This window comes from Bacillus sp. CCB-MMP212, assembly GCF_022748145.1.
GTDB classification, from domain to species: Bacteria; Bacillota; Bacilli; order Bacillales; family Bacillaceae_G; genus Bacillus_A; species Bacillus_A cereus.
Genome location: NZ_JALDQE010000003.1, coordinates 454,434 through 478,287 on the forward strand (window position 1 = coordinate 454,434; position 23,854 = coordinate 478,287).

A 23,854-nucleotide genomic window follows, 5' to 3' on the forward strand; every position below is an offset into this window, starting at 1 on the left:
GTTGTTTATGAATATATTAGTAACAGGTGGGGCTGGATTTATTGGAAGTAATTTCGTTCATTACATGCTACAAAGTTATGAATCATATAAAATTATTAATTACGATGCATTAACATATAGCGGGAATTTAAATAACGTAAAATCTCTTCAGAATCACCCGAATTACTCTTTTGTAAAAGGAGAAATTCAAAATGGAGAGCTGTTAGAATACGTTATAAAAGAGCGAGACGTACAAGTGATTGTAAATTTTGCAGCTGAATCACATGTGGACCGTAGTATTGAAAATCCGATTCCTTTTTATGATACAAATGTAATTGGGACGGTCATTTTATTAGAACTAGTTAAAAAATATTCGCATATAAAACTTGTGCAAGTATCAACGGATGAAGTGTATGGCTCTTTAGGGAAAACAGGGAAGTTTACAGAGACAACGCCGTTAGCTCCAAATAGTCCATATTCTTCAAGTAAGGCGAGCGCGGACATGATAGCTTTATCTTACTATAAAACATATCAATTACCGGTTATAGTAACGCGTTGTTCTAACAATTATGGGCCGTACCAGTATCCCGAAAAATTAATTCCGTTAATGGTTACGAATGCACTGGAAGGAAAAAAACTACCGTTGTATGGTGATGGTTTAAATGTAAGAGATTGGTTACATGTAACAGATCATTGCAGTGCGATTGACGTTGTTTTGCATAAGGGACGTGTAGGAGAAGTATATAATATAGGTGGAAATAATGAAAAAACAAATGTAGAAGTTGTGGAACAAATTATTACTCTTTTAGGAAAAACAAAAAAAGACATTGAATATGTAACAGATCGTTTAGGACACGATCGTCGTTATGCGATTGATGCAGAGAAAATGAAGAATGAATTTGATTGGGAACCGAAATATACGTTTGAACAAGGATTACAAGAGACGGTGAAATGGTATGAAAAGAATAAGGAATGGTGGAAACCACTAAAAGACCAGTAAGGGGCATGTTACATGAAAGAGAGGGTTATCATAACAGGAGCAAACGGTCAATTAGGAAAGCAACTATTTGAAGAGTTAAACTCTGAAGAATATGATATATATCCATTTGATAAAAAGTTATTAGATGTGACAAATATATCCCGAATACAACAAGTAGTACAAGAAATAAAACCACATATAATTATTCATTGTGCTGCCTATACGAAAGTAGATCATGCGGAGAAAGAACAGGATCTTGCATATAGAATAAATGCAATCGGAGCTAGAAATGTAGCGGTTGCTTCACAATTAGTAGGGGCGAAGCTAGTTTATATTAGTACTGATTATGTATTTCAAGGCGCTAGACCAGATGGATACGACGAATTTCATAGTCCAGCGCCGATAAATATATATGGAGCCTCTAAGTATGCGGGGGAGCAGTTCGTCAAAGAGTTACATAATAAATATTTTATCGTTCGCACATCGTGGCTATATGGTAAATATGGAAATAATTTCGTGAAAACGATGATGCGATTAGGAAAAGAAAGAGATGAAATATCTGTTGTAGCGGATCAAGTTGGCTCGCCTACGTATGTGGCGGATTTAAATATGGTTATTAATAAGCTCATTCATACTTCTTTATACGGTACATACCACGTATCAAACAGAGGCTCATGCTCTTGGTTTGAATTTGCACAAAAGATATTTTCGTATGCAAATATGAAAGTGAATGTATTACCTGTTTCAACGGAAGAATTCGGGGCTGCAGCTGCGAGGCCCAAATATTCTATTTTTCAACACAACATGCTACGATTAAATGGTTTTTCACAAATGCCTTCTTGGGAAGAAGGATTAGAGCGGTTTTTTATAGAAACCAAAAGTCATTAACAAATTTCTGTTAATGACTTTTTTGTTTGCCTTTAAGCGGTTTTATGGTACTATAATTATAGTATCAGGTACTAATAACAAGTATAAGTATTTCTGGGAGGATATATCATGGAACTATTACAAGGGAAAACATTTGTCGTTATGGGCGTTGCGAACCAAAGAAGTATTGCATGGGGAATTGCTCGCTCTTTGCATAATGCAGGTGCAAAATTAATATTCACATATGCAGGAGAACGTTTAGAAAGAAATGTTCGTGAATTAGCGGACACATTAGAAGGACAAGAATCACTTGTATTACCTTGTGATGTAACGAATGATGAGGAACTTACAGCTTGCTTTGAAACAATTAAACAAGAAGTAGGTACTATTCACGGTGTAGCACATTGTATTGCTTTTGCAAATCGCGATGACTTAAAAGGTGAATTTGTAGATACTTCTCGCGATGGATTTTTACTTGCACAAAATATTAGTGCATTCTCTTTAACAGCTGTAGCAAGAGAAGCGAAGAAAGTAATGACAGAAGGCGGAAATATTTTAACGTTAACATACCTTGGCGGCGAGCGCGTTGTGAAAAATTATAACGTTATGGGTGTTGCGAAAGCTTCATTAGAAGCGAGCGTGAAATATTTAGCGAACGATTTAGGTCAACATGGTATTCGCGTCAACGCTATTTCTGCAGGACCAATTCGTACGTTATCTGCAAAAGGTGTAGGCGATTTCAACTCAATCTTAAGAGAAATTGAGGAGCGCGCACCACTTCGTCGTACAACAACTCCAGAAGAAGTTGGCGATACAGCAGTATTCCTATTCAGTGATTTAGCACGCGGTGTAACAGGAGAAAACATTCACGTTGATTCAGGGTATCATATCCTAGGATAAATATAATATTAATTTTTAAAGGACAATCTCTAAATGCTGAGATTGTCCTTTTTATTTGTTCTGAGAAAGAACGATTTTTAACGAAAGTTCTTACCACGTGATGAATATAACTATAATAGTACACGATTTATTCAGCTACGTATGGAAGTGGGAGGGACGAGTGTGAAGAATAAAAATAAAAGTTCAACAGTTGGAAAACCGTTGTTATATATTGCGCAAGTGAGTTTAGAACTTGCTGCACCGAAAATAAAAAGGATTATCCTGACAAACTTTGAAAATGAAGATCAAAAAGAGCAAAGTAATAGACAAGAAAATATTGTAAGCAGTGCTGTGGAAGAGGTAATAGAGCAAGAACAACAAGAAGAGCAGCAAGTGGAAGAAAAAATAGAAGAAGAGGAAAAAGAAGAACAGACAGAGCAAGAACAGCCAGAACAGCAAGAACCAGTAAGAACTGTCCCGTATAATAAATCATTTAAGGATATGAATAATGATGAAAAAATTCATTTTTTATTAAACCGCCCTCATTACATTCCGAAAGTAAGGTGCAGAATAAAAACAGCTACAGTTTCTTATGTTGGATCGATCATATCGTATCGTAATGGCATTGTATCTATTATGCCGCAAAATAGTATGAGAGATATTAGGTTGTCTATAGATGATATCCAATCGATTAGTATGGCCGGCTTTTAAATATGTAAAGGTGGTAGAATGCTTCTACCACCCCAATAGTTTTTTAGTTTACTTTACGATAGAAACGTCGCGTAAGCATTGAATCGCACAGAAACAGCTTAAATCAACAGTAAGGCAAGTAGTTGTCGATATTAATCTTGCATTTGGTACAGCTAAAAACGTACAAATTGGATCGTCACCAGGTGGTACCGGAGTACCGTCACCTAATACTACAGTTAATACACGTAGCACAGCACAGCTATCATCATCTACGCTTTCCACACGGAAAATTGGAGATCGGCAGCTAGTAAGGCTTGCTGATGGTGCAAATGCTTCAAAAGGTTCTCCAGTTTTTGTGTATAAAATAAAAGGGCGTGTATTTGCTACTGATGCAGTATTATGTGCACCTAAGAATGGGATTTCACAACCAGATCCACATGTTGTTGTAGAACAATCTTGTAATTCATTGATGAATTTTACAACGTCAACTACACAATGAGAAGAGCCATGGTGTTTATTTTCGTTACAACTCATTAATGTCACTCCTTATCTTCTTGTTTGTATTTACATTAATAAGATATTGGAGTCGAGGAGATTTGGTCACAATCTCAAGACCTTTTTTTTTAAATAGGCGAAAGAGGATAAGGGAAGGTGGAATTATGCTGTTTACAAGCTGGCTTTTATTTTTTATTTTTGCGTTAGCTGCTTTTAGGCTCACTCGTTTAATTGTATATGATAAAATAACAGCCTTTTTGCGAAGACCATTTATTGATGAATTAGAGATTACGGAGCCGGATGGAAGTGTATCAACGTTTACAAAAGTAAAAGGTAATGGATTAAGAAAGTGGATTGGCGAATTATTAAGCTGTTATTGGTGTACAGGTGTATGGGTTAGTGCTTTTTTATTAGTTTTATATAATTGGATTCCTATCGTTGCGGAGCCGTTACTTGCATTATTAGCCATTGCAGGAGCAGCAGCAATCATTGAAACAATTACAGGATATTTTATGGGAGAATAATATATTTTCATAATACGAGAAAAAGCGGAGTTTAAAAGAATGAGGGAACGGAAATAAAGAGTTGTTCATATAGTAAATAGACAGAATTGACAGTAGAGGAGATGTTTGCTGTGAGCAATAATCCAAGGCAAAATTCATATGACCTGCAGCAGTGGTATCATATACAGCAACAACACCAAGCACAACAACAGGCATATCAAGAACAATTACAACAACAAGGATTTGTGAAGAAAAAGGGATGCAATTGTGGGAAAAGAAAAACGCAATAAAACAATATGAAGAATGAAACACTCATGCTACTGTGAGTGTTTTTTATTATATATAAAAAGCGGTATTTCTGTATTAGAAATACCGCTTTTTACTAACTAATTTGTGCAACTGTTAATGCTGCTGCGCGGATGTCTACAGTTCCAATTAACTGAACTGGCACAATTTGAATTAAGTCACCAGGATTTAAGTTAATAAGAATAACACCACTGGATACATCTACTTCACCAGTACCAATAACGTTAGAACGAACTGCTGTACCTGATCCAGGAATAATGTTAGCTGGCGTATTTAATGATAAGAAGAAACGACCAGCTTCTGGTGCAACAGGTGAGTTATCAAGACTAATTGTTAATGTATAACTGATTTGATAAATACCAGCTCGTAGAATTCGAATGCCATCTCCGACACTTACTGTATCGTTGATTACAGGAACAGTAATATTTGGATTTGGACTTACGCTAGGTAATAATAGTGGTGTAAATAGTGAAGCAAACTGAGGTGCAGAAGCATTGAAAGCAAAACCAAAGGCAGGTAGTGTACTAGCTGGCTTCGCCTCACAATCGATTTTAGTAAATTCGCAATCAGAAGAGAACATGTTTTTCACTCCTTTATCTGTTTCTACTTTCAGTTAATGAAAAGGACAGGTTCTATGTTCTAGACAAGTTCCCAATTTTAAGAAATTTACATAAGAATACTCTTTAAGCATGGATTGGGTGGCAGATAATTCTGCCACCCAATCCATGCTTAACTCATTATTTAGTTTTAAATAGAAACATCGCGTAAGCATTGAATAGCGCAGAAGCAACTTAAATCAACAGTAATGCAAGTGGAGGTTGATATTAGTCTTGCATTTGGTACAGCTAAAAACGTACAGATTGGGTCGTCACCAGGTGGTACAGCGGTACCATCACCTAAAACTACAGTTAATACACGCAATACAGCACAGTCATCATCATCTATACTTTCTACGCGGAAAATAGGAGATCGGCAACTAGTAAGGCTTGAAGATGGTGCGAATGCTTCAAAAGGTTCTCCAGTTTTTGTGTATAAAATAAAAGGACGTGTATTAGCTACTGATGCATTGTTATGTGCACCTAAAAATGGAACTTCGCAACCAGATCCACATGTTGTCGTTGCACATTCTTGTAGTTCATGTATAAAACGAACAACATTCGATACACAGTTGAAATCACACTCATGTTGATGATCTTCATTACAATTGCAGCTCATTATGTTCACTCCTTCTCGTGAGTTCTGACATACACTATTACAATATGAGTGGGATATGGTTGATATTACGTTAATTCTTATGATAAAAACAAGGAATTTATATAGAAGGGATGTACATAACGCATTATAAAAAAAGACATCCTTATTTAGTGGATGTCTTTTCAGGTAAATCTTTTCGCACAGTATATAAAAAACGAGATATATCTAATTTCTTTCCTCTGAAAAATTGCGGAGAAGAAATGTAAAGTTCTTCTTTCGCACGTGTAATGGCGACATAAAGTAATCGGCGTTCTTCTTCTAACGCTTCAGAAGTTTCCGTAACACGATCATTTGCATCTTTTAAAGAAGAAGTATGCGGCAGGATCCCATCACTCGCTCCAAGTAAAAAGACACACGGAAATTCAAGGCCTTTTGCGTTATGAATTGACATAAGTGAAACGGCATCTTTTTGCGGCATTGTTTTTAATGCTTCCATTTCTTTTTGACCTTGAATCGCTTCGTCAATAAATTGTAAATAAGCTGGAATATCGGTGAAACGAGTTGCAGACTCCATTAATTCTTCCAACATTTCTTCTTGTATGTCTTTATGCATCGTAAAGGAAGAACGATCGTTACTTTGTAAGTACTCTAAATATTTTCCTTTACCATGAATGATTTCTTTTAGTGCTTTTTTCGGTTCTAATTCTTTAATAAATTTAATAAAATCAATACGCTCATTTACCTTTTTCACTTGAAAAGGTTTTAAGCTCGGATTTAATAATAAGAAATGAAGAAGAGAAGGAAAACGGCCTTCACCATATTTCCATTGTTCACGCTCAATAAATGAAATACAATCATCACGTCCGATATACATCGTCGGCAATATGTTTGAAAGTGATTCTAGTCGAAACGGCTCAATCACGAGTCTTAAATGATCTAATACAGGCTTAATTAAAGAATGTTCATAAAATGATTGGCTCGCCCCGTGTTTAATAAACGGGATTTTATGAATGGTAAGCTGATCAAGTAACGAACGGCTTACAGAATGTGTGCGATACAGTAAACAAAAATCTTTATAGTTTCGTTCACCGCTATCCACTTTTTCTTGAATGAGCTGTAAAATTTGATTTGCTTCATCAAGAGTCGTAGCAGGTCTTGCATAAAAAGGTTGTACACCTTCCTCACGAACGGAGTATAGCTCTTTATCAAAACGTTCTTGATTTAATTTTATAACTTCATTTCCAAGCCCGACGATAAAGGGATTGGATCGATAATTCGTATTTAGTGCAATAATTGTTGTGTTATCAAATTCTTTTGGAAAAGATAAAATAATTTGGTGACTTGCCCCTCGCCAGCCATAGATAGCTTGATCATCATCACCTGCGATGAACAAATTATTTCTTGGTGTGGCTAACAATTTTACAATTTCATATTGTGCATACGATGTATCTTGAAACTCATCTACTTCAATGTAGTGAAAACGTTGTTGTAATTGAGTTAGTAAAGGAGCATTATTTTCTAACATATAATATGTTTCCAATAAGATGTCATCGAAATCAATATAATTGTATCGTTGTTTTACTTCTTCAAAACGTTCATATACTTCTTTAAATTCTTGTTCCACTGGTGTTTTCGCTTTTACATCTTTCGGACGATTTAATTTGTTTTTCTCAAGTGAAATCATCGCGAGTATCGTTTCCGCATCATAATCGTCTTTTAAACGCAATTCTTTTAAGATTTTCTTTATCATAATTTGTTTATGTTTTTCATTTGCTAAAATTTGCTGATTATACCCTTGACTACGAAGCAATTTTAAGAAAACAGAGTGGAATGTACCAGCAACCACATAGCTACTTGCTGCATGATTCATACCTGGTAACTTCGCAACACGACTTCGGATTTCTTCAGCTGCTTTTTGTGTAAATGTAAGTAATAAAATATTTCGTGGATGAACTTGTTTTACATTTACTAAATAACCAACGCGAGTTGTTAAAACAGATGTTTTCCCGCTTCCAGCACCAGCTAGTGTGAGAACAGGACCTTCTGTTGTGCGCACGGCTTCTAATTGTTTTTCATTTAAAAAAACATTTTGTTGTTCGAGAGCGCGGAAATAAGCCGCATCTACATCTTCTTCCATAATTAAATGGGTAGATGTTTTCGGAATATGATATGTCGCACGCGGAATATCGGCGTGTGTTAACGATTTTTGTGAAAATTTTTCTTGTGTCATATGTTCACCTTCAAAACTATAGCATCAACATTTAACTTTAGCGGAAGAAAAAGAAAATAGCAATGTAAAAAACAGGAGGGGTCACCTCCTGCTTTCAAATTACAATTCTTTTATCATTACGACGTGCGGGATATTTGCTTCCATAAATACATCAGAACTCGTTACATAGCCAAGTTTTTTATAGAAATCTTCAGCATGTGTTTGAGCATGAAGTTTCAATTTTGGTAGCGAATTTTCTTTTGCATACGCTTCAAGCGCATCCATAACAATTTTTCCGATACCTTTTTTACGATGGGAACCTAGCACGCAAATGCGTTCCATTTTCCCTATACCATCAAGGGTGCGAAAACGTCCAGCACCAACTGGAACATCATTGTCATATATAACAACGTGTGTTGAAGTTTCTTCAAACTCATCGTACTCTTCTTCAGCAGAGACACGTTGTTCATTTACAAACACTTGTTTACGTACAGAGAATGCATCTCTTAGTTGTTCGTCCGTTTGTACAATCTGTGCGTGCAAATTAGTTGTTCCCCTTTCCAAGGTGGAATGTTTCGTGTACAGTCCATGTTCCATTTTCTAATTGATATAGAAGATGGAAACGATCAATTGGTTGTTCATAATAGAAATCTTTCATACGTAATCGGCCCAACACATCAGCATGCTCTGCATCTGATAAGCCTTGTCCGATTGTTAAGTGAGGTACGAAAGCATATTCGCGTTCTTGTGTGAATAACCCGCCATGCATTTCTTCATTTAAGAAAGTAAGTTCAGGTGTTTTTTCTACTTTAAAATAAAGGACGTTATTAACAGGTGCGAATGAACCAACTTTCCCAACATGAAGGGTGAAAGGATTCGTTTTACCTGCGATTGTATGTAGCTCGTTTACAATCGATTCTAATTGTTCATCTTGCGTCTCAAAGGGTGTTTTCAATGTAATATGTGGCGGAACTAATGCGTAGTGCGGGTCATAACGCTTACGCAATCCGTTCGCTTTATCTTGAATCATTTTAGATGGAAAAATTACAATGCCTAATTTCATGTTCCAATTCCTCCCTTTGTAAGTCTAGTTAGATTTTGAGATAAATAAATCTCTTTATCTATTATATCAAATTATTCTGAATACTGCTCTCTATTATTTCATTGATAGAATATGAGAGAAGGCTTTCGGTAAATCAGTTTGCCAATATTTCCAAGTATGATTACCTTCAAACTCCTCGTAATGCGTAATGAAATTTCTATCTGTGAGAAGTGTATTTAACTCACGGTTTGGTTCTACGAAATCAGATACTTGTCCATCAGTACGCTTTACAGCCGTTTCTTCTGTACCAATGACGTGATACAGTTCTAATGCTTGTGGATCTTTGAAGTCTTTTGCTAAGTTCATCACTGTCTCATCCACAAATGGTGATTGCATAACGATTTTACCGAATGTATGCGGATACATAAGTGCAGTCATAAAGGAAACTGTTCCGCCAAGAGAATCACCAATTAAAACACGACCTTTTCCCATTTGGTACGTTGGATAATTTTCATCAATATATGGTGCAAGTTCATGAGCAAGGAAACGAATATATGCAGCATTTTTTACTTCATTTGGGAAATATTTTTCTTTACGATCCTGTACATTTTTATATGGAATACCGACAATAATTGTACGGTCAATTTCTTCAGTTTCACGAAGGCGCTCAATTACACGGTGCGCTTTACCAAGCTGAAAATAATCTCTACCATCTTGTGCAATTACAACTGTATGTTTGTGCAGTGGTGTGTAATTTACTGGCAAATAAACGAGAAGCGTAACGTCTTCTTGAAGTGATGCGCTATAAAATGAAATTTCTTCAATTCTCCCTATTGTTTGACTCATGTAGATCCCCCTAAATAAAAATTTACTGTAACGATTGTAAGAGCGACGCTTGTAGTGAAAAAGGAAATAAATATTCACTAATTGGTGCCTTAATTTCTATTTTACCATAATGGTACGAAGAATCTAAAAAATTAGTATTTAAGTTACGAAAGAAAACGGATATAATGAAGTGGGATTTTTGACAGGTGAGAGGGGAGACAGGATTTGAAACAAGAAAAATCAATCGCACTACCATTGGCTATTTCTATAATTGCTATTTCCTTTGCAGCAGTTTTTGTAAAGATGTCCTCAGCACCATCTTCAATATTAAGTATGTACCGCTTATGGATTATCGTACTTATTATGCTGCCTATCGTATGGAAAAAAAGAGAGGAATTTAATAGGATTCAAATGAAAGATTGGGGCTTTTTAATTGGATCTGGTTTCTTTTTAGCACTTCATTTTCTTTTATGGTTTGAATCTTTAAAGCATACAACAGTTGCTAGTTCAACAATTATTTTGGCACTTCAACCGATCGTATCTTTAGTTGGAGGTTTTTTTCTGTTCAAAGAAAGAACAACATATTCAGCCATTGCAACGATGGGAATCGCTATTCTAGGCGTAATGTGCATTGGTTGGGGAGATTTAGGTTTAAGTAAGCAAGCAATTTATGGAGACATATTATCCTTTCTAAGTGTAATAGCAGTTGTCGGTTATTTATTTATCGGGCAAACGACAGTAAAGAAAGTATCACACTGGATTTATAGCTTTACAGTCTTTGCATTCGCAGGTCTTTTTATGGGGATTTATAATGTCATATTGCAAGTACCCTTTACAGGTTATACGAAGTGGGATTGGACCGTTTTTCTTTTACTTGCGGTTGTGCCGACAGTGTCACATGTAATTAATAACTGGCTATTAAATTATGTAAATGCAACGACAATTTCAATGAGTATTTTAGGAGAACCTGTTGGAGCATCTATACTTGCGTTCTTCTTACTTGGAGAAAAATTAAATGCAATGCAAATTATCGGTAGCATGCTCGTATTGTTTGGTGTATCTGTTTTCTTACTGCAGCAACAAAAGCGAACATCAAAAAATGTCGTAAACGAGCCGGTGTATACACAGGAATTATAGTGTTAGGGGAGAAAAGAGAAGTTGTGATACTTCTCTTTTTTTTTTAGAAATACGAGCGTAGAAGGGGGAGGGAAATGGAGTTTCCATCAAAAAAAGATACATGGTTATATCCAATTTTTTTTATTGTTTTGGGTGCTTGTTTTGCACCAATTTTTGTAGGGAGAGAATATTTTCTTTTGCTTTTTACAATTCCATTAGCAATGTTGTTTAGCTGGAGTTGTTTTTTGGCAAAATATATTGCCCGGGAAGAAATAATTACGATTAGATCGGGTCTCGTTACAAAACGTATTTTTATACGAGATATAAAACAAATTTCAAATACGAAAAATCCAATAGCAGCCCATGCATTATCATTTGACCGACTTGAAATTGTTTACGATACACATAAAACAGAAATTATTTCTCCAAGAAATAAAGAACAATTCATTAATCTTGTAAAAAGTAAAAACTCAAATATTGAAATCAAGTAAAAGAGTGGCTACAAAGCCACTCTTTTACTTTGGATTTGTCATATAAGGTTGTACATGAATGACACATAGGTCACGGAATTTGCCTTCAGCAGTTGTGACAATTACGACTGCTCTACCTGCGCTTTTTCCAGTAATTGTCACGGTGTCGCCTTTTGGATATATGGTGATGATATCAGAATTCATATTTGACCAAATAAGCTCTTTATGCGTTGCTTGTATTGGCAAAATGGAAGCTGATAACACAATGTTTTGTCCCGTTTTTATTTTTAATTTATGTTTTTCCATATGAACACCGATGACTGAAATAACAGAAGGAGCAATTGAAATTTTAGGCGGGTTAGGTTGCATGTTTAAACAAGACGCAGAAGTATTTGTGATAGGTGAAAATTTTCGTGTTTGTTGTTGCTGGAAAGCTGCTAACATGTTGGAGTCCCCTTTCTGTATAAGTGCTGATACTCATACTATAAAGGAGTAGTGTTATGTTAAATTTAACGAAACATAAAGAATTTGTTAAATTTGATAAGAAGATTGTCGAACTGTAAAAAATCTCTGCTGTTACGATAACAGCAGAGATTTTTTTATAAATTATGACGATGTTGTTTTTCGAAATCCTCAAATTGCTCTTCAACTTCTTTTGAAGGTTGTGTTAGTAAACTAACAATTACGATGGCTAGTAAACTAATAGCGAAACCTGGAATCATTTCATATAAGAAATCTTTTAAGAATTTGAATTGAGTCCATATAATAACAGTAGCGGCACCAGAAATCATACCAGCAAGCGCGCCCCATTTCGTCATACGTTTCCAATATAAGCTTAATAAAATAGCAGGTCCAAATGAAGAACCAAAACCAGCCCAAGCGTACCCAACAAGAGCTAAAATCGTATCATTTTGTTTAAACGCTAAAGCGCACCCAACTAAGGCAATAACAAGCACAGCCATACGACCGACAAATACAAGTTCTTTATCAGATGCAGAACGTTTGAAGAATGTACGATATAAGTCTTCCGTTACGGCACTAGAAGTAACGAGTAACTGAGATGAGATTGTACTCATGATCGCTGCTAAAATAGCGGCTAATAAAAATCCAGTAATAAGTGGGTGGAATAAAATTTTTCCAAGTTCAAGGAAAATTGTTTCTGGGTTAGATAATGTTAACTCTTGTTGTGAATAGTAAGCAATACCAATAAGACCAGTAAACATAGCTCCAACAACAGAGAAAATCATCCAGCTCATACCAATTCTTCGTGCACTTTTAAGTTCTTTTACAGAAGAAATTGCCATAAAGCGTACGATAATATGAGGTTGTCCGACATAACCAAGGCCCCATGCGAATAGAGAAATCATTCCTAAAGTAGAGGCACCTTTAAAAATATCTAGACGTGTTGGATCTACAGATCGAATTGTATCAAATGCAGGTCCAAGTCCGTTCGAATTCATAATTGTTACGATAGGAACAAGAATAAGAGCGACTACCATAATGATTCCTTGTACGAAGTCTGTCCAACTTACTGCTAAGAAACCACCAAATAATGTGTAAGCGACAACAACGCCTGCAACAATGAATAATCCAACATGATAGTTCATGCCAAATGAATTTTCAAATAATACAGCGCCTGAAACTAATCCTGAAGCTACATAAAAAGTAAAGAAAATCATAATAACAAGTCCGGATACTAAGCGTAGCATATGAGATTTGTCGTGGAAACGGTGTTCCAAAAATTCTGGAATAGTAATAGAGTTGCTTGCAATTTCTGAGTAGGTACGTAAGCGAGGAGCGACATAAAGCCAGTTTGCATATGCGCCTAGTGTTAGGCCGATCGCAATCCAACTACTACTTAATCCAACGCTAAACATTGCACCGGGTAATCCCATTAAAAGCCAACCACTCATATCGGATGCTCCAGCACTTAATGCTGTTACTGCGGGGCCTAGTGTACGCCCGCCAAGCATATAATCTGTTAAGTTGGACGTTCGTTTGTAGGCGAAATAGCCGATTACTAACATCCCGAGCATGTAAATAGAGATAGAAGTTAAAGTTAACATCTGCGTACTCATGTAGTTCCCCTTTCTTTTGTCAGGTCTTTTGATGCGTTATGCATATTTATCCCGCATTAACGGGCAGTAAAACCCCCACCTTAAAATTGGCTGGGCAAGGAAGTTAGGTGGGAGATCAACTGTCCGAAAATGCCCGATTGGTTCAACTAATAATCAGTGGGGATGAATCCCCTCTACTGATTAAAGTTTCACTTTATAATCTATCATGATTATTCTGAAAAATCCATATAGAAATACGAATTTTCAGAAATGTAAGCGTTTTTTGATGTCATTTTACTTTTTTAATATATAATATTCATACAAAAAACCTTATTTTTAATAGAGTATTTATTATATTTACATAAAAAGAGGTTGTTTTGTCAATATAATATTGAAAGGAAAGAAAAATAAAATTTTTAAAAAAGTATTGACTTGTGAAAAAAGTCAGGTCTATAATGAGTGCAACTTAAAAAAATGCAAGCGTTGATGAAGAAGAGTACACATGATGAACATGTCAGAGAGCTGATGGTTGGTGCGAATCAGTATGGAATTGATGTGGAATGGGCTTCGGAGCTTCCAAACCGAAACGAAAGAAGTAGGCTTTGGCGACATGATCTCATCGATACAAGAGACACGTATTGTTTTTGATACGGTAAAGTGCGTTACATTTGTAACGAATTAAGGTGGCACCACGGGAGTACCCGTCCTTTCTATAGGATGAGTACTCCCTTTTTGTGTATAAAAAATTAAATAAATGAAATCGTTTAAGTAAGAAGAGTACGTATATTGGAGACGTTACAGAGAGCCGGGAATAGGTGGGAGCCCGGTACGGTGCCATATACGGAATGGGCTTACGAGAGGTATGCTGAACAATTATTTTTAGTAGGCAACCCGGGTTCCGCCGTTACAAGGATAAGGTATAAAATTTGTACCTGAACAAAGCGGGATGCTTTTGCATCCAACACGAGGTGGTACCGCGGTATATTTATCGTCCTCTACATATTTTCGATATGTAGGGGACTTTTTTATTTTTCAGAGTGAGGTGAAGGACATGATGACGAAAGAAGAATTTATAAAACAAAAAAGAGAGAGAAAGACATTTTTAGTAATTACTGAAGAAGAAGGAGATAGCATTACGCCAATTTCTTTATATAGACGTATGAAAGGAAAGAAGAAATTTTTATTAGAAAGTTCACAGCTTCATCAAGATAAAGGGCGTTATTCTTACTTAGGATGTAATCCTTATGGAGAAGTAAAAAGCGTTGGTACGGAAGTAGAACGAACGATTTTCGGCCGGGCAGAAAAGTTACAAGGTAACGTACTACAAGTGTTAGAAGAAATAATCGCACCATCACAAGTAGACAGCCCATTTCCATTTTGCGGAGGAGCAGTTGGTTATATTGGATATGATGTCATTCGGCAGTATGAAAACATTGGAGCGGATTTACACGACCCATTAAATATTCCGGAAGTACACCTCTTACTATATCGTGAGTTTATCGTTTACGATCATTTACGCCAAAGGTTGTCGTTTGTATATGTATGCAGGGAAGATGATTCAGCAGATTATGAGGAAGTATACGAAAGGCTACGAGTATACAAAGAGGAAGTGCTACAAGGAGAAGAAACTGAAGTAAATGCAATACAATCCACATTATCATTCACTTCTTCTATAACGGAAAAAGAGTTTTGTGGGATGGTAGAAATGGCGAAAGAACATATAAGAGCTGGAGACATATTCCAAGTCGTACTGTCACAGCGTTTACAAAGTGAATGTATTGGTGATCCATTCGCGTTATACCGAAAACTTCGAATTGCAAATCCATCACCATATATGTTCTATATCGATTTTCAAGATTATGTTGTACTCGGTTCTTCACCGGAAAGTTTGCTATCAGTAAGAGAGAATAAAGTGATGACGAATCCAATTGCTGGTACAAGGCCGAGGGGGAAAACGAAAAGGGAAGATGAGGAAATCGAAAAAGAACTGTTAGGCAATGAGAAAGAGCGAGCAGAACATATGATGCTTGTAGATCTTGGGCGAAACGATATTGGTAGAGTGAGCGAAATCGGCTCGGTTACGATAGATAAATATATGAAAGTAGAAAAATACTCTCACGTTATGCACATTGTATCTGAAGTTTACGGAACATTGCGAAAACAAATGAGTGGATTTGATGCATTAGCGTATTGTCTACCAGCAGGAACAGTGTCGGGAGCTCCGAAAATTAGAGCGATGGAAATTATAAATGAGCTAGAGAATGAAAAAAGAAATGTATACGCGGGTGCAGTTGGATACGTTAGTTTTTCAGGGGATCTTGATATGGCGCTCGCTATTCGAACGATGGTCGTAAAGGGTGAAAAAGCATACGTTCAGGCAGGAGCGGGAATTGTTTATGATTCAGACCCAGTAGCTGAATATGAAGAAACGTTAAATAAAGCGAGAGCACTATTGGAGGTAATGAAATGATTGTACTAATTGATAATTATGATTCATTTACTTATAACTTGTATCAACTGTTAGGTGAATACGAAGAAGATATTGTAGTCGTAAGAAATGATCAAATAACGATAGAACAGCTAGAAGAGATGAATCCAACAAGAATTGTGCTTTCACCAGGACCAGGAAAACCAGAGGATGCTGGTATTTGTATCGAAGTGATTCGTCATTTTTATAAGAACGTTCCCATATTAGGTATTTGCCTTGGTCATCAGGCGATTATATCAGCATTTGGAGGAGGAATTGTTCGAGCGGAGCGTATTAAACATGGGAAAACATCACGCGTGAAACATAATGGAACGTCAATTTTTTCATACGTTACACAGCCGTTAACAGCGATGCGCTACCATTCCCTTGTTGCAGCGCAAACGAGCTTGCCAAAGTGTTTTGACATACTAGCGACAGCGATGGACGATGGAGAAATTATGGCAGTTCGTCACAATTATTATCCGCTCTTCGGATTACAGTTTCATCCGGAATCAATCGCAACAGAAGAAGGCGGAAAGTTAATACTTGCCTTTTTAACAGAAGTAAAAGAGGAGGAAAGAGTATGAATAACTATCTTCGTAAATTAGTGGAGGGTCAACATTTAACAGAAGAGGAAATGTATAAAGCAGGACTACTTTTATTAAGTGAAAACATATTAGAAAGTGAAATTGCAGCTTTCTTAGTCTTACTGAAAGCGAAAGGTGAAACTGCAGAAGAAATATACGGTCTCGTTCGAGCTCTTCGCGAAAAGGCATTGCCGTTTTCGAACCATATACAAGGAGCAATGGACAATTGCGGGACGGGTGGTGACGGTGCTCAAACGTTTAATATTAGCACAACTTCAGCATTCGTACTGGCAGGAGCAGGTGTAAAGGTTGCAAAACATGGTAATCGTGCTGTTTCTAGTAAAACAGGAAGTGCGGACTTATTAGAAGAATTAGGTGTAAATATTAGCAGTACGCCAAGCGAAATTGATTATTTACTAGAGCATGTGGGCATTGCATTTTTATTTGCACCAGCGATGCATCCAGCACTAAGGCGCATTATGAAAATAAGAAAAGAGTTAAACGTGCCGACGATCTTTAATTTAATTGGCCCTTTAACAAATCCAGTGAATTTAGAAACACAATTTGTCGGTATTTATAAACGAGATATGTTATTACCAGTTGCGCAAGTATTACAAAAGTTAGGCCGGAAACAAGCACTTGTCGTAAATGGAAGTGGTTTTTTAGATGAAGCATCATTACAAGGGGAAAATCACGTAGTCCTTTTAAAAGATAATGAAATAGTGGAAATGAGTATTGATCCAGAAAAGTATGGTTTTTCAAGAGTGAAAAATGAAGAAATTAGAGGGGGGAATTCAAAAGAAAATGCAAAGATTACAGTCGGCGTATTGAGCGGAGAAAAGAGTGTTTATCGCGATACCGTTTTATTAAATGCAGGTCTAGCTCTTTTCGCAAATGGAAAAACAGAAACGATTGAAGAAGGAATTAAACTCGCGGCACATAGCATTGACTCTGGAAAAGCATTAGCCAAATTAAACTTATTAATTGTAGCAAGCAACGAAAAATTAGAAAGGGTGAACTAAAGTGGGGACGATTTTAGATAAAATTGTAGAACAGAAGAAAAAGGAAGTTGCGGAGTTATATGAAATATATACACCAGTAAAAACAAAAAGAAAGACACATTCACTTGTAGAAGCGTTACAGCAGTTTACTGTCATTGCAGAAGTAAAGCGAGCATCACCATCAAAAGGAGATATCAATTTACACGTTGACGTACGAAAACAAGTGGGAACATATGAGAAATGTGGTGCAGGAGCAGTATCTGTTTTAACAGATGGTCAATTTTTTAAAGGATCGTTTCACGATTTACAAACAGCAAGAGAAGAAAGTAACATTCCGCTTTTATGTAAAGATTTCATAATCGATAAGATTCAAATCGATAGAGCGTATGAAGCGGGAGCAGATATTATTTTACTAATCGTAGCGGCGTTAACGAAAGAGAAGTTAAAAGAGTTGTATAGCTACGTGTTAGAAAAAGGATTGGAAGCGATTGTTGAAGTTCATGATGAACAGGAATTAGAAACTGCGATTGTATTAAATCCGCACGTTATTGGCATTAATAATCGTAATTTAAAAACGTTCGAAGTAGATTTAAGCCAAACTGAAAAGCTTGGAAAAAGATTGAATGAGGAGAAACTACTTTGGATTAGTGAAAGTGGCATTCATTCAAAAGAGGATATTATTCGTGTTAAAAGAGCTGGAGCCAAAGGTGTATTAGTTGGAGAGGCGCTTATGACATCATCTTCTATTAGTAGTTTTTTTGAAGATTGTAAGGTGAATATATGAAAGTGAAAATTTGCGGCATCACTGATGTGGAAACAGCGAAAAGTGCGTGCGAATATGGCGCAGATGCACTCGGATTTGTTTTTGCAGAAAGTAAACGGAAAATCACTCCAAAGAGAGCGAAAGAAATCATTCAGGAGCTTCCAGCCAACGTGTTAAAAATCGGTGTTTTCGTAAATGAATCAGTAGAAGTGATCCAGAAAATTGCAGATGAGTGTGGGTTAACACATGTACAACTACATGGGGATGAAGACAATCATCAAATTAGAAGATTGAATATTCCGTCTATAAAATCGCTAGGAGTAACTTCAGAGAGTGATATGAAAAACGCCCAAAGGTATGAAGCGGATTATATATTATTTGATAGCCCGAAAGAAAAGTTTCATGGAGGAAATGGAAAGACATTTTCATGGGAACTACTTGGGCATATGCCAAAAGAATTGCAAAAGAAAACGATATTAGCTGGTGGATTAAACGCTCTTAATATAGAAGAAGCAATTCGAACTGTTCGGCCTTATATGGTTGATGTGAGCAGCGGAGTAGAGATAGAAGGAAAAAAAGATGTAGAGAAAATAAAACAATTTATTATAAAAGCGAAGGAGTGTTCCAAATGAACTACGCATATCCAGATGAAAAAGGACATTACGGTATATACGGAGGACGATATGTTCCAGAAACGTTAATGCAATCTGTACTAGAACTAGAAGAAGCATATAAAGAAGCGATGCAAGATGAAGCATTTCAAAAGGAATTAAATCATTATTTAAAAACGTACGTCGGAAGAGAAACACCGCTATATTATGCTGAAAATATGACGAAGTATTGCGGTGGTGCAAAGATTTATTTAAAACGTGAAGATTTGAATCATACAGGAGCTCATAAAATTAACAATACAATCGGTCAGGCACTACTTGCAGTGCGAATGGGCAAGAAAAAAGTTGTCGCTGAAACAGGAGCTGGACAACACGGAGTTGCAACAGCTACTGTATGTGCCCTTCTCGGATTAGAATGCGTCATTTTTATGGGAGAAGAAGATGTAAGACGTCAAAAATTAAATGTGTTCCGAATGGAATTACTCGGAGCGAAAGTAGAAAGTGTAGCGGCAGGTAGCGGTACATTAAAAGATGCGGTAAACGAGGCGCTTCGTTACTGGGTTTCACATGTGCATGATACGCACTACATTATGGGATCTGTTCTCGGACCACATCCATTCCCGCAAATTGTCCGTGATTTCCAAAGTGTAATTGGAAATGAAACTAAAAAACAATATGAGGCGTTAGAAGGAAAGTTACCAGAAGCAGTCGTTGCTTGTATTGGCGGTGGTAGTAATGCGATGGGGATGTTTTATCCGTTCGTACACGATGAAGAAGTTGCTCTTTACGGCGTAGAAGCAGCTGGAAAAGGCGTTCATACAGAAAAGCATGCAGCAACTTTAACGAAAGGAAGCGTTGGCGTTCTCCACGGATCAATGATGTATCTTCTGCAAAACGAAGAAGGACAAATTCAAGAAGCACACTCTATTTCAGCAGGACTTGATTATCCAGGTGTTGGTCCAGAACATAGCTTGCTAAAAGATATTGGCCGCGTTTCTTATCATTCGATAACAGACGAAGAAGCATTAGAAGCATTTCAATTATTAACGAAAAAAGAAGGCATTATCCCGGCGTTAGAAAGCTCGCATGCTGTCGCATACGCATTAAAATTAGCTCCGAAAATGAAGGAAGATGAAGGACTTGTTATTTGTTTATCTGGCCGTGGTGATAAAGATGTAGAGAGTATAAAACGTTATATGGAAGAGGTGTAAAAAATGGGAGTAGAAAAAATTAAAGCAGCGTTTGAAAATGGTAAGAAAGCATTTATTCCGTACGTAATGGGCGGAGATGGTGGCTTTGAAAAATTAAAAGAAAGAATTCGTTTTCTAGATGAGGCTGGAGCGAGCATCGTTGAAATCGGCATTCCGTTTTCGGATCCAGTCGCAGACGGTCCAACGATTCAAAGAGCAGGGAAACGAGCGCTAGATAGCGGTGTAACAGTAAAAGGTATTTTTCAAGCATTAATAGAGGTAAGGAAAGAAGTGCAAATTCCGTTTGTACTCATGACATATTTAAATCCAGTACTCGCATTCGGAAAAGAACGATTTGTAGAGAAGTGCTTAGAGGCCGGTGTGGATGGTATTATCGTTCCAGACTTACCGTATGAAGAACAAAATATTATTGCGCCGTTACTTCGAGAGGCAAACATTGCGCTTATTCCACTCGTTACCGTAACGAGCCCTATTGAAAGAATTGAAAAAATCACGAGTGAATCAGAAGGGTTCGTTTATGCTGTTACAGTAGCGGGCGTAACGGGAGTACGTCAAAACTTTAAAGAGGAGATTCATAGTTACTTAGAAAAAGTAAAATTACACGTCAACTTACCAGTAGTCGCTGGATTTGGCATTTCAACAAAAGAACATGTAGAAGAAATGGTTACAATATGTGACGGTGTTGTCGTTGGAAGTAAAGTGATTGAGCTATTAGAAAATGAAAAACGAGAAGAAATATGTGAATTAATACAGGCAACAAAACAAAAAGAAGAGGCGTAGTCTCTTCTTTTTGTTTTGCGTAATAAATGTTAAAATATACAGAAAATACATATAATTTAGAGGGTGAGAAGGCATGCTAAGACGTAAACTACTATATCTTCTTTTAACTGTACCGCTATACGCTTGGCTCATTAGCATGACGAAAATAGAGTTGATGGCTCTATTTTTAGGATATGTATTTATCTTTTCCAACTTAAATCGCATTCAAGAACAGTCTATTTTAGAAATATGTCTATTTTCGATTAGTATAGAATTATTTAGTATCGTTTCGATTGTATTATTAAACGAATTATTTCTACGGATTCATTCATTTACATTAATGAAATTTTGGAATATTGCATTGCAAGCAATATGTACTTACATTGTGTTTGTTGTGTTGAAAAAAATAATCGGACAGCAGACAGTTTTTCAGGATAATAGAAAATGGGAGTGAATGAAAAGGGGCCGTTTGGCTCCTTTTTTAAATCTGTCTTAAAAACAATTGAAAATTACAACATCTGTTATATAATAGTTAAAAATTGTATTTTAAACGAAATGAGATGATAACATGGCCATATTGTTGGCACTTATCCCAATTATGATGATTTTCATTTGTTTATTTTTATTTAAACAAACGTCATTAAGGTCTTCGTTAATTTCTTATGCTGTGTCTGTTGGAATCGTTTTACTCTCGCCAATGTTTCAATTAGGGATAAGTGAAACTGTGCACGCAACGATTAAAGGATGGTTAATTTGTTTTATTGTCGGGTACGTTTTATTTTTCGGTATTTTTTTATTTCACCTCATGAACAAAATGGGGTACATCGACCAAGTAGCGCGTTTTTTAGAAGAAGTGACGCAAGATCGTTTATTACAAATGCTTCTTATGTGCTTTGGTATTTGCCCACTAATTGAATCGGTAAGTGGATTCGGAATTGGCTTCATGGTTGCAGCACCTATTTTTCTTTCACTAGGATATAAACCATTTCAAGCTGTACTGCTCTCATTTATCGGCTTACTAGCTAGTTCATGGGGCGCAATGGCAACTGGTACGATTATCGGTTCGCAGCTAATAAATATGCCTCTTACAACACTTGGTACAAATACAGCGCTATTAAGTATTCCGATGTTTGCTTACTTTGTTATTCTTTCTTTACACGTTGTTGGCGGCTGGCAAGCGGTTATAGAAAAGTGGAAAGAAGGAGTAGGATTCTTTCTATTATTTTCTCTCGGAATCTATCTTTCTAATGCGTACGTAAGTGTTGAACTAGCCGGGATATTAAGTTCTATCGTAACGATTACATTTGGCTTTCTTATCATTAAATTAAAAGGAAAAAGTGGGCAAAATCTTATAACAGAACATGCGGCTGCAACGGAGAGAGAAGTATCCATTATAAAAATTATTAGCCCTTATATATTTCTAACAGTTTGTATTTTACTTTCTCGCCTCGTTCCAGCATTACATGATTTGTTCAGATCATATGCGGTTCTTGATTTGAAATCATACTCTTACAAACTAGAGTTACTATATTCACCAGGATTTTGGCTCGGTATGACTTGCTTATTTACTATTATTTTCTTCCGCATCCCGTCTAATATTATTAAACAATCACTCTCGCAAACGATCAAACAATGGATTCCTTTTGCGATTACGACGACAATGTTTATCGCCATTTCAGAACTAATGGGTGCATCAGGCATGCATTCATTACTCGCAAAGACAGCTGGTGATACATTTGGAACATTTTTCGTTTTCGTTGCTCCGTTTATTGGCGCTATTGGTGGGTTTTTAACAGGTAGTAACGCAGGATCAAATGCAATGTTTATAAAACTACAAATGCAAACCGCACAAAACGTAGCACTCCCGTGGCAATATGTCACAACACTTCAAAACACCGCATCATCAGTAGCGACAATCGCTTGTCCATCACGGATTACACTAGGTGCTTACTTATGTAATATCCCTTACCGTGAAAATGAACTATTAAAGAAGACGACGATAATGATCTTTGGTGCGGTGTTGCTTGTAGTGGTAGAGGTTATTGTTTGGTATATGTTGAGAAATTAAAAATCCTCCTAACATAGGAGGATTTTTTTTATGAATGGATAATGATTTAAATATGAATAGCTTCTACTCAATGAATAGGAGATGAAATGTATGCCCCTAAAAAACTACGGTGTGTTAAAAGGTACAGTTATACAATCAAAGATTGGAAAAGGGAAGACACCTCATTATCAAGTTCATTTACAGGGCGAGACTGGAGTAGATTATCGTATTGCAATTAACGTAAAGTCGCAAAGTTACCCGTCAGAAGTTTTATATTTTGCGAGTAACGATATTCGGTCAGAGGCGATTCATATTTTACCGACATTACCATTTGGTTTTACGGAAGTAAAAAATAATGAACCGAAAGTAGCTTTAGATTATGTAAGAGGAAATCTATTTGACTCAAAACAAATGATTCCTTTGCCTCCCGAAAAAGCAGGAGCAGATAATGATTTAAACGAAAAAATAGAACGTTATATAAAGCGAGCGATGGAAGAAAAAGCAATTATTTACGCGTTTGGCGAAAGATGGGGACCAGAAGAAAATACACCAGATTCCTATTTTCATTTCAAACCAGGAAACGGTATACATGATATTCACATGAATCAAGGGAATGTAGAGAAATGGAAAGGAGATAATGGTATATGGCAAGACGGAGGAATACTCATTCACTTTGAAGAGGAAGAAGAATGGATTGGTATCTTTCTTGCCTTCCAATCACAGTCATGGTGTACCGATGAAGAGGGGCATGCTCGTGTTCCGGTTGAGCATTGTGATTATAAGGGGAATAATTAATA

26 protein-coding genes, 1 pseudogene and 2 other annotated features are annotated in these 23,854 nt (G+C 36.5%); of the genes and pseudogenes, 18 read left to right on the top strand and 9 right to left on the bottom strand.

Annotation, left to right across the window (positions count from 1 at the left end):
- The first annotated feature begins 7 nt into the window (after window positions 1-7).
- The 4 genes from rfbB (at window position 8) to MRP26_RS10740 (ending at window position 3,415) form a co-directional block, all read left to right on the top strand.
- Window positions 8-979 (top strand): dTDP-glucose 4,6-dehydratase, encoded by a 972-nt coding sequence (gene rfbB, locus MRP26_RS10725; protein WP_078401510.1) that lies wholly within the window; start codon window positions 8-10, stop codon window positions 977-979.
- 12 nt (window positions 980-991) lie between these two features.
- Window positions 992-1,846 (top strand): dTDP-4-dehydrorhamnose reductase, encoded by an 855-nt coding sequence (gene rfbD / locus MRP26_RS10730; RefSeq protein ID WP_000664659.1) that lies wholly within the window; start codon window positions 992-994, stop codon window positions 1,844-1,846.
- A gap of 108 nt (window positions 1,847-1,954) precedes the next feature.
- On the top strand, window positions 1,955-2,725 hold the full coding sequence (gene fabI / locus MRP26_RS10735) for an enoyl-ACP reductase FabI (protein ID WP_000421885.1): 771 nt from the start codon (window positions 1,955-1,957) through the stop codon (window positions 2,723-2,725).
- Between the two features lie 141 nt (window positions 2,726-2,866).
- Window positions 2,867-3,415 (top strand): spore coat CotO family protein, encoded by a 549-nt coding sequence (locus MRP26_RS10740; protein ID WP_081366311.1) that lies wholly within the window; start codon window positions 2,867-2,869, stop codon window positions 3,413-3,415.
- A 48-nt stretch (window positions 3,416-3,463) separates the two neighbouring features.
- Here the strand turns inward: MRP26_RS10740 and exsY are convergent, their stop codons facing one another.
- Window positions 3,464-3,928: an exosporium assembly protein ExsY gene (exsY, locus tag MRP26_RS10745; protein ID WP_001277739.1), complete on the bottom strand. Its 465-nt coding sequence runs from the start codon at window positions 3,926-3,928 to the stop codon at window positions 3,464-3,466.
- 125 nt (window positions 3,929-4,053) lie between these two features.
- Here exsY and MRP26_RS10750 point away from each other — a divergent pair, with 125 nt between their 5' ends.
- Both MRP26_RS10750 and MRP26_RS10755 read left to right on the top strand, forming a co-directional pair.
- Window positions 4,054-4,413 (top strand): DUF1360 domain-containing protein, encoded by a 360-nt coding sequence (locus tag MRP26_RS10750; RefSeq protein WP_000899664.1) that lies wholly within the window; start codon window positions 4,054-4,056, stop codon window positions 4,411-4,413.
- Between the two features lie 101 nt (window positions 4,414-4,514).
- Window positions 4,515-4,699: pseudogene (locus MRP26_RS10755) on the top strand (cytochrome C oxidase subunit III).
- 75 nt (window positions 4,700-4,774) lie between these two features.
- Here MRP26_RS10755 and exsF read toward each other — a convergent pair.
- From exsF to MRP26_RS10785, 6 genes are all read right to left on the bottom strand, one after another.
- Entirely contained in the window at window positions 4,775-5,278 is a 504-nt protein-coding gene (exsF, locus tag MRP26_RS10760) for an exosporium protein ExsF (RefSeq protein WP_000492939.1), read from the bottom strand.
- A 167-nt stretch (window positions 5,279-5,445) separates the two neighbouring features.
- Window positions 5,446-5,913, bottom strand: a complete 468-nt coding sequence (cotY, locus tag MRP26_RS10765) for a spore coat protein CotY (protein ID WP_001277719.1) — start codon at window positions 5,911-5,913, stop codon at window positions 5,446-5,448.
- 142 nt (window positions 5,914-6,055) lie between these two features.
- Window positions 6,056-8,122 carry an ATP-dependent helicase gene (locus MRP26_RS10770; RefSeq protein WP_000191194.1) on the bottom strand — a complete coding sequence of 689 codons (2,067 nt, stop codon included), beginning with the start codon at window positions 8,120-8,122 and terminating at the stop codon, window positions 6,056-6,058.
- Window positions 8,123-8,221: 99 nt separating this feature from the next.
- Window positions 8,222-8,644, bottom strand: a complete 423-nt coding sequence (locus MRP26_RS10775; protein WP_000543305.1) for a GNAT family N-acetyltransferase — start codon at window positions 8,642-8,644, stop codon at window positions 8,222-8,224.
- Window position 8,645: 1 nt separating this feature from the next.
- Window positions 8,646-9,164 carry a YjcG family protein gene (locus MRP26_RS10780; RefSeq protein ID WP_000765871.1) on the bottom strand — a complete coding sequence of 173 codons (519 nt, stop codon included), beginning with the start codon at window positions 9,162-9,164 and terminating at the stop codon, window positions 8,646-8,648.
- Between the two features lie 93 nt (window positions 9,165-9,257).
- Window positions 9,258-9,989, bottom strand: a complete 732-nt coding sequence (locus MRP26_RS10785; RefSeq protein ID WP_064532925.1) for an alpha/beta hydrolase — start codon at window positions 9,987-9,989, stop codon at window positions 9,258-9,260.
- Window positions 9,990-10,193: 204 nt separating this feature from the next.
- Here MRP26_RS10785 and MRP26_RS10790 point away from each other — a divergent pair, with 204 nt between their 5' ends.
- A complete protein-coding gene (locus tag MRP26_RS10790) occupies window positions 10,194-11,105 on the top strand; it encodes a DMT family transporter (protein ID WP_016082441.1) in 912 nt (303 codons plus the stop codon).
- A gap of 74 nt (window positions 11,106-11,179) precedes the next feature.
- The gene (locus MRP26_RS10795) at window positions 11,180-11,575 is read left to right on the top strand and encodes a PH domain-containing protein (RefSeq protein WP_078401513.1); all 396 of its coding nucleotides are present in this window, start codon (window positions 11,180-11,182) and stop codon (window positions 11,573-11,575) included.
- Between the two features lie 24 nt (window positions 11,576-11,599).
- Here the strand turns inward: MRP26_RS10795 and MRP26_RS10800 are convergent, their stop codons facing one another.
- On the bottom strand, window positions 11,600-11,998 hold the full coding sequence (locus MRP26_RS10800; protein ID WP_075718265.1) for an Ig-like domain-containing protein: 399 nt from the start codon (window positions 11,996-11,998) through the stop codon (window positions 11,600-11,602).
- Between the two features lie 155 nt (window positions 11,999-12,153).
- Window positions 12,154-13,632 (bottom strand): sodium/proline symporter PutP, encoded by a 1,479-nt coding sequence (gene putP, locus MRP26_RS10805; RefSeq protein ID WP_053564997.1) that lies wholly within the window; start codon window positions 13,630-13,632, stop codon window positions 12,154-12,156.
- A 453-nt stretch (window positions 13,633-14,085) separates the two neighbouring features.
- Window positions 14,086-14,323: a binding site (T-box leader), on the top strand.
- A 42-nt stretch (window positions 14,324-14,365) separates the two neighbouring features.
- Window positions 14,366-14,610, top strand: a binding site (T-box leader).
- Between the two features lie 52 nt (window positions 14,611-14,662).
- Here putP and trpE point away from each other — a divergent pair.
- From trpE to MRP26_RS10855, 10 genes are all read left to right on the top strand, one after another.
- Window positions 14,663-16,081: an anthranilate synthase component I gene (gene trpE / locus MRP26_RS10810; RefSeq protein ID WP_142245233.1), complete on the top strand. Its 1,419-nt coding sequence runs from the start codon at window positions 14,663-14,665 to the stop codon at window positions 16,079-16,081.
- Window positions 16,078-16,665, top strand: a complete 588-nt coding sequence (locus MRP26_RS10815; protein ID WP_242806141.1) for an aminodeoxychorismate/anthranilate synthase component II — start codon at window positions 16,078-16,080, stop codon at window positions 16,663-16,665. Before trpE ends, MRP26_RS10815 begins: the two co-directional genes overlap by 4 nt.
- Complete coding sequence (gene trpD, locus MRP26_RS10820) at window positions 16,662-17,687, top strand: anthranilate phosphoribosyltransferase (RefSeq protein ID WP_001067370.1); 1,026 nt, start codon at window positions 16,662-16,664, stop codon at window positions 17,685-17,687. The genes MRP26_RS10815 and trpD overlap by 4 nt, the downstream gene beginning before the upstream one ends.
- Before the next feature lies 1 nt (window position 17,688).
- Window positions 17,689-18,450: an indole-3-glycerol phosphate synthase TrpC gene (trpC, locus tag MRP26_RS10825; RefSeq protein ID WP_000536699.1), complete on the top strand. Its 762-nt coding sequence runs from the start codon at window positions 17,689-17,691 to the stop codon at window positions 18,448-18,450.
- Window positions 18,447-19,061: a phosphoribosylanthranilate isomerase gene (locus tag MRP26_RS10830; protein ID WP_098678818.1), complete on the top strand. Its 615-nt coding sequence runs from the start codon at window positions 18,447-18,449 to the stop codon at window positions 19,059-19,061. The genes trpC and MRP26_RS10830 overlap by 4 nt, the downstream gene beginning before the upstream one ends.
- Window positions 19,058-20,251, top strand: a complete 1,194-nt coding sequence (trpB, locus tag MRP26_RS10835) for a tryptophan synthase subunit beta (protein ID WP_001105035.1) — start codon at window positions 19,058-19,060, stop codon at window positions 20,249-20,251. The genes MRP26_RS10830 and trpB overlap by 4 nt, the downstream gene beginning before the upstream one ends.
- A 3-nt stretch (window positions 20,252-20,254) precedes the next feature.
- Entirely contained in the window at window positions 20,255-21,031 is a 777-nt protein-coding gene (trpA, locus tag MRP26_RS10840; protein WP_063546850.1) for a tryptophan synthase subunit alpha, read from the top strand.
- Between the two features lie 73 nt (window positions 21,032-21,104).
- Window positions 21,105-21,464, top strand: a complete 360-nt coding sequence (locus tag MRP26_RS10845) for a DUF4029 domain-containing protein (RefSeq protein WP_000946150.1) — start codon at window positions 21,105-21,107, stop codon at window positions 21,462-21,464.
- 114 nt (window positions 21,465-21,578) lie between these two features.
- A complete protein-coding gene (locus MRP26_RS10850; RefSeq protein WP_098235208.1) occupies window positions 21,579-23,078 on the top strand; it encodes an L-lactate permease in 1,500 nt (499 codons plus the stop codon).
- Window positions 23,079-23,168: 90 nt separating this feature from the next.
- Complete coding sequence (locus MRP26_RS10855) at window positions 23,169-23,852, top strand: DUF2278 family protein (RefSeq protein ID WP_200458412.1); 684 nt, start codon at window positions 23,169-23,171, stop codon at window positions 23,850-23,852.
- Window positions 23,853-23,854: the final 2 nt, after the last annotated feature.